At 55.7% G+C, this 3,740-nt stretch carries 3 protein-coding genes, 1 pseudogene and 1 riboswitch (1 of these 5 cut by a window edge); of the genes and pseudogenes, 1 reads left to right on the top strand and 3 read right to left on the bottom strand.

Annotated elements, in window-relative coordinates; translation table 11 throughout:
• The 3 genes and pseudogenes from thiM to thiC form a co-directional block, all read right to left on the bottom strand.
• Positions 1–690 (bottom strand): hydroxyethylthiazole kinase (thiM, locus tag QVO51_RS05900; protein ID WP_288167916.1); only part of this gene is annotated, 690 nt, incomplete at its 3' end.
• Between the two features lie 222 nt (positions 691–912).
• Positions 913–1,434, bottom strand: a pseudogene (thiW, locus tag QVO51_RS05895) (energy coupling factor transporter S component ThiW); the annotation flags it as partial.
• Positions 1,435–1,680: 246 nt separating this feature from the next.
• The gene (thiC, locus tag QVO51_RS05890; RefSeq protein ID WP_022357622.1) at positions 1,681–2,991 is read right to left on the bottom strand and encodes a phosphomethylpyrimidine synthase ThiC; all 1,311 of its coding nucleotides are present in this window, start codon (positions 2,989–2,991) and stop codon (positions 1,681–1,683) included.
• A 72-nt stretch (positions 2,992–3,063) separates the two neighbouring features.
• Positions 3,064–3,166, bottom strand: a riboswitch (TPP riboswitch).
• 411 nt (positions 3,167–3,577) lie between these two features.
• Here thiC and QVO51_RS05885 point away from each other — a divergent pair.
• Positions 3,578–3,740 carry the beginning of a sodium ion-translocating decarboxylase subunit beta gene (locus QVO51_RS05885; RefSeq protein WP_022357621.1) on the top strand. It continues 989 nt past the right edge of the window, so the window shows 163 of its 1,152 coding nt (coding positions 1–163); the start codon lies at positions 3,578–3,580; the stop codon falls past the right edge of the window.

Raw genomic sequence — 3,740 nt, 5'->3', positions numbered from 1 at the left:
GGAAGCGGCAGCGTCCAACACGGCTGCACCGCACACTGCCGCCTCCAGGGGCGCACCCACCGCCAGGTAAGCGGCGATCAAAGCCCCCTGCATACAACCGGTGCCGGTCACATGGGAAAGCAGCTCCGTGCCTCCCAGCACACGCACATGCTTCTGTCCATCAGTCACATCATCCGCAGCGCCGCTGGTCAGCACCACCGTGTCATACCGAGCGGCAAGTTGCCGGGCGGCATTGAGATACGCTCCCGTATCTGCTGCATCCTCCCGGGACACGTCCACGCCATCCGCATGAATCTGCTCCTGCATGGCACGGATCTCAGTTCGGTTTCCCCGAAGCACCGTCGGATGCATCTGCTCCAGCAAATGCAGGGCGAATTCCCGCCGCAAATCGGAGCATGCCACCCCAACCAGATCCAGGATCACCGGTACCTTTGCCTGCATGGCTGTCCGCCCTGCCAGCTGCATGGACTCCATCCGCACATCCGTAATGTTTCCCAGATTCAGCAGCAGCGCCCCGGCATGGGCGGTGATACCCGCCACCTCCCGGGGATGCTCCGCCATCATGGGTCTTGCTCCAACCGCCAGCAGAGCATTGGCGCAATCGTTGATGGAAATAGGGTTGGTGATGCAATGTACCAGAGGCTGCTTCTGCCGGAGCTGCTCCAGCAGCATGCAAATCCGCTTCTTCATGAAAAGCCTCCCTTATGCCTGCTGCCGCAGCTGACTCCGGTTCCGGATCAGATAAATGACAGCCGCCAGCAATGCCGCACCCACCAGCGCATAGGGCACAACGGTCACCCAGGTGCCGGACAGCTTCAGCAGCATTTTCAGCAGAACCACCGATGCCAGATAGCCGATCAGTCCCAGTGCCGCAATGCCAACCGCATTGCTCCACACATCGGAGGAGACTGCGTAGGACACACTGCCCAAAGCGGTCTGAAACCGGGCAAGCTGTCCGTTTTTCGCCAGTGCCCGCAGGAACACAAAGGCAAGACTGCCCCCGATCAGGGTGCCGCTGATGAAGGAGGGCACGTAGAAAAACCAGGTCAGCCCGGTTCTGCCCACCAGATAGGTCATCACCGGATAGGACACAATAGCCCCGATGATGCCGGTGCCGAACACCTCACCCAGAAAGGCGGCGATCAGTTTCCCCTTGGACAGCCGGTAGAACATGCCGGACAGGAATGCGCCGAAAACCGCACCGGTCAGTGCCAGCGGCGGAATGGCCATAAAGGTCATGCGGATGATGCCAATCAGCACGGCGCACAGCAGGGAATACCAGGGACCTAGCAGCACGGCGCAGACAATGTTGATAAAGTGCGCCATGGGGCACATGCCCTCCACCCGGAGAATCGGGGAGATCACCACGCCGATGGCCACCAGCATTGCCAGCATAACCAGTTTCATCAGATTGCTTTTGTGTGTTGTTTTCATGTTTCTCATCCTTCTTGTACAGATTTTCGGATTCCACTGTACAAGCCCAAGCTATGCACAGAGGAATCCCCTTTGACGGTCGGTAATGGAAGCATCGCTTCAATACCCTCTCAGCCTGTTCCACAGGCTCCCTCGCATAGCTTACCGCCCCAGGGCGCTCCCCCTTTGACGGGCCGGGCAGGATGATGCCCGGCATTCAGTTGCTGCTCTTACGGCAACACCGCACAAAAATTGCGTAGCGTTGCCTTACTTTTCAGAGCAGAATGTGACCTTCTTGCCCTCCAGGATCATGTTGGTGGTACGGACAGCGCACATCTTGCCGCACATGGAGCAGGAATGCCGATCCTGGGGCGGAATGGATTCAAAGTAGCGACGTGCCTTTTCCCCGTCCGCTGCGATCTTGAACATTTCCTCCCAGTCCAGCTTGTGCCGTGCCTGCGCCATCAGATCGTCCTGCTCTCTTGCGCCGGGGATACCCTTTGCAATATCCGCCGCATGGGCAGCGATCTTGGTGGCCATAATGCCCTCCCGCACATCGTTTACATCCGGCAGCCGAAGATGCTCTGCCGGTGTCACATAACACAGGAAATCTGCACCGCTGGAGGCAGCAATGGCACCGCCGATGGCAGCGGTAATGTGGTCATACCCCGGGAAAATATCGGTCACCACCGGCCCAAGCACATAGAAGGGGGCATTGTGGCAAATCCGCTTTTCCAGCTGCATATTGGCGGCAATTTCATTGATCGCCATATGCCCCGGCCCCTCAATCATGACCTGAACGTTTCTGTCCCATGCCCGCTTGGTCAGAGCACCCAGCTCGATCAGCTCGGAGATCTGCCCTGCGTCGCTGGAATCATCAATGCAGCCGGGACGCAGTGCGTCACCCAGGCTGACGGTCACATCATACTTATATAAAATATCCAGCACCTCATCAAAATGCTCATAGAAGGGATTCTCATTTCCAGTCATTTCCATCCAGGCAAACAGCAGGGAGCCGCCCCGGGATACGATATTCATCGTCCGCTTGTCCCGTTTCAGAGCTTCCACGCAGCGCCGGTTGATGCCGGCGTGGATGGTCATAAAGTCCACGCCTTCTTTGGCGTGCGCCTCCACCACCTTTAAGAAATCCTCCGCCTTGATTTCCAACAGATCCTTTTCCAGATAGCCGATGGCATCGTACATAGGCACCGTGCCAATCATGGCAGGCGACATCTCAATCAGCTTCTTGCGGAAGGTGTTGGTCTTGCCGTAGTTGGACAGATCCATGATGGCCTCCGCCCCGTAGCGAATGGACATTTTCACCTTCTCCATCTCAGCGTCATAATCCTTGCAGTCTCCGGAAATGCCCAGATTCACATTAATCTTGGTGCGCATGCCGGTACCAATGCCCTCCGGAGACAGGGATTTGTGGTTGACGTTTGCGGGAATGGCAACCCAGCCCTTCGCAACCAACTCCCGGAGCTTTTCCGGCTCCATGCGTTCCTTCTTCGCCACAATTTCCATGGCTTCGGTGATGACCCCTGCTTTCGCAGCTTCCATCTGTGTATGATACATCATAGCTTCCTCTTTCCTGCAAAATAAAAAAGCAGAATGTATCTGCCTTTCCCGATACATTCTGCTTTCTGTTTCATGAGAAAAGCAAAAAATCCCTACGGCGGCATTATCCGCATCAGGTCGGGTCGAAGCATACTTCCTCTCAGCCGAATCTTGTCCAGCTCCCCTATTTTGCATTTGATTTCAGAATACACCGCATACTCTGCGGCAACAGTGTCATTATACGCCCTTTTTCGCCCTTTGTCAAGAGCATGCCCTCAAAAGTGTGATAGTACAATTTTTTCGTTGCCGGGGTTGAAAAATGCAGCACGATATGCTATAATACTTTTGATATAGTAGCAACACGCATAAAAGGGAGTAACTGGCGGGCATCTGCCCGTGTCTTTGGCGTCAATACACGGCTTCGGCAATCCGGCACGAAGCCCGCTTCTGACTGAAACAGTAAGACTTTTATCGGATTTCTCGGCACAGTACCGCACAGCAGCTGCGGCACTGCTCCGGCATTCGGTAAAGGTCTTTTCTTTTGCGCTGCTGCAGGGCGGCATCCCGGATAGCTCTGGGGATACTGCCTCAAAAAAGGAGGATTTTTATGCTGGAGCTTTTTTCAAATGTGACCAACATTACCTGGCAGCAGGTGGTCATGTGGGTGATCGGCGGCTGTCTGATCTACCTTGCCATCAAAAAGGACATGGAGCCAACCCTGCTGCTGCCCATGGGGTTCGGCGCCATTCTGGTAAACCTGCCCCTGTCCG

Origin of the sequence: Ruminococcus sp. CAG:379 (assembly GCF_000434255.1) — a bacterium.
Lineage (GTDB): Bacteria > Bacillota > Clostridia > Oscillospirales > Ruminococcaceae > Ruminococcus_F > Ruminococcus_F champanellensis.
This window is presented reverse-complemented; position numbering and strand designations above follow the sequence as displayed.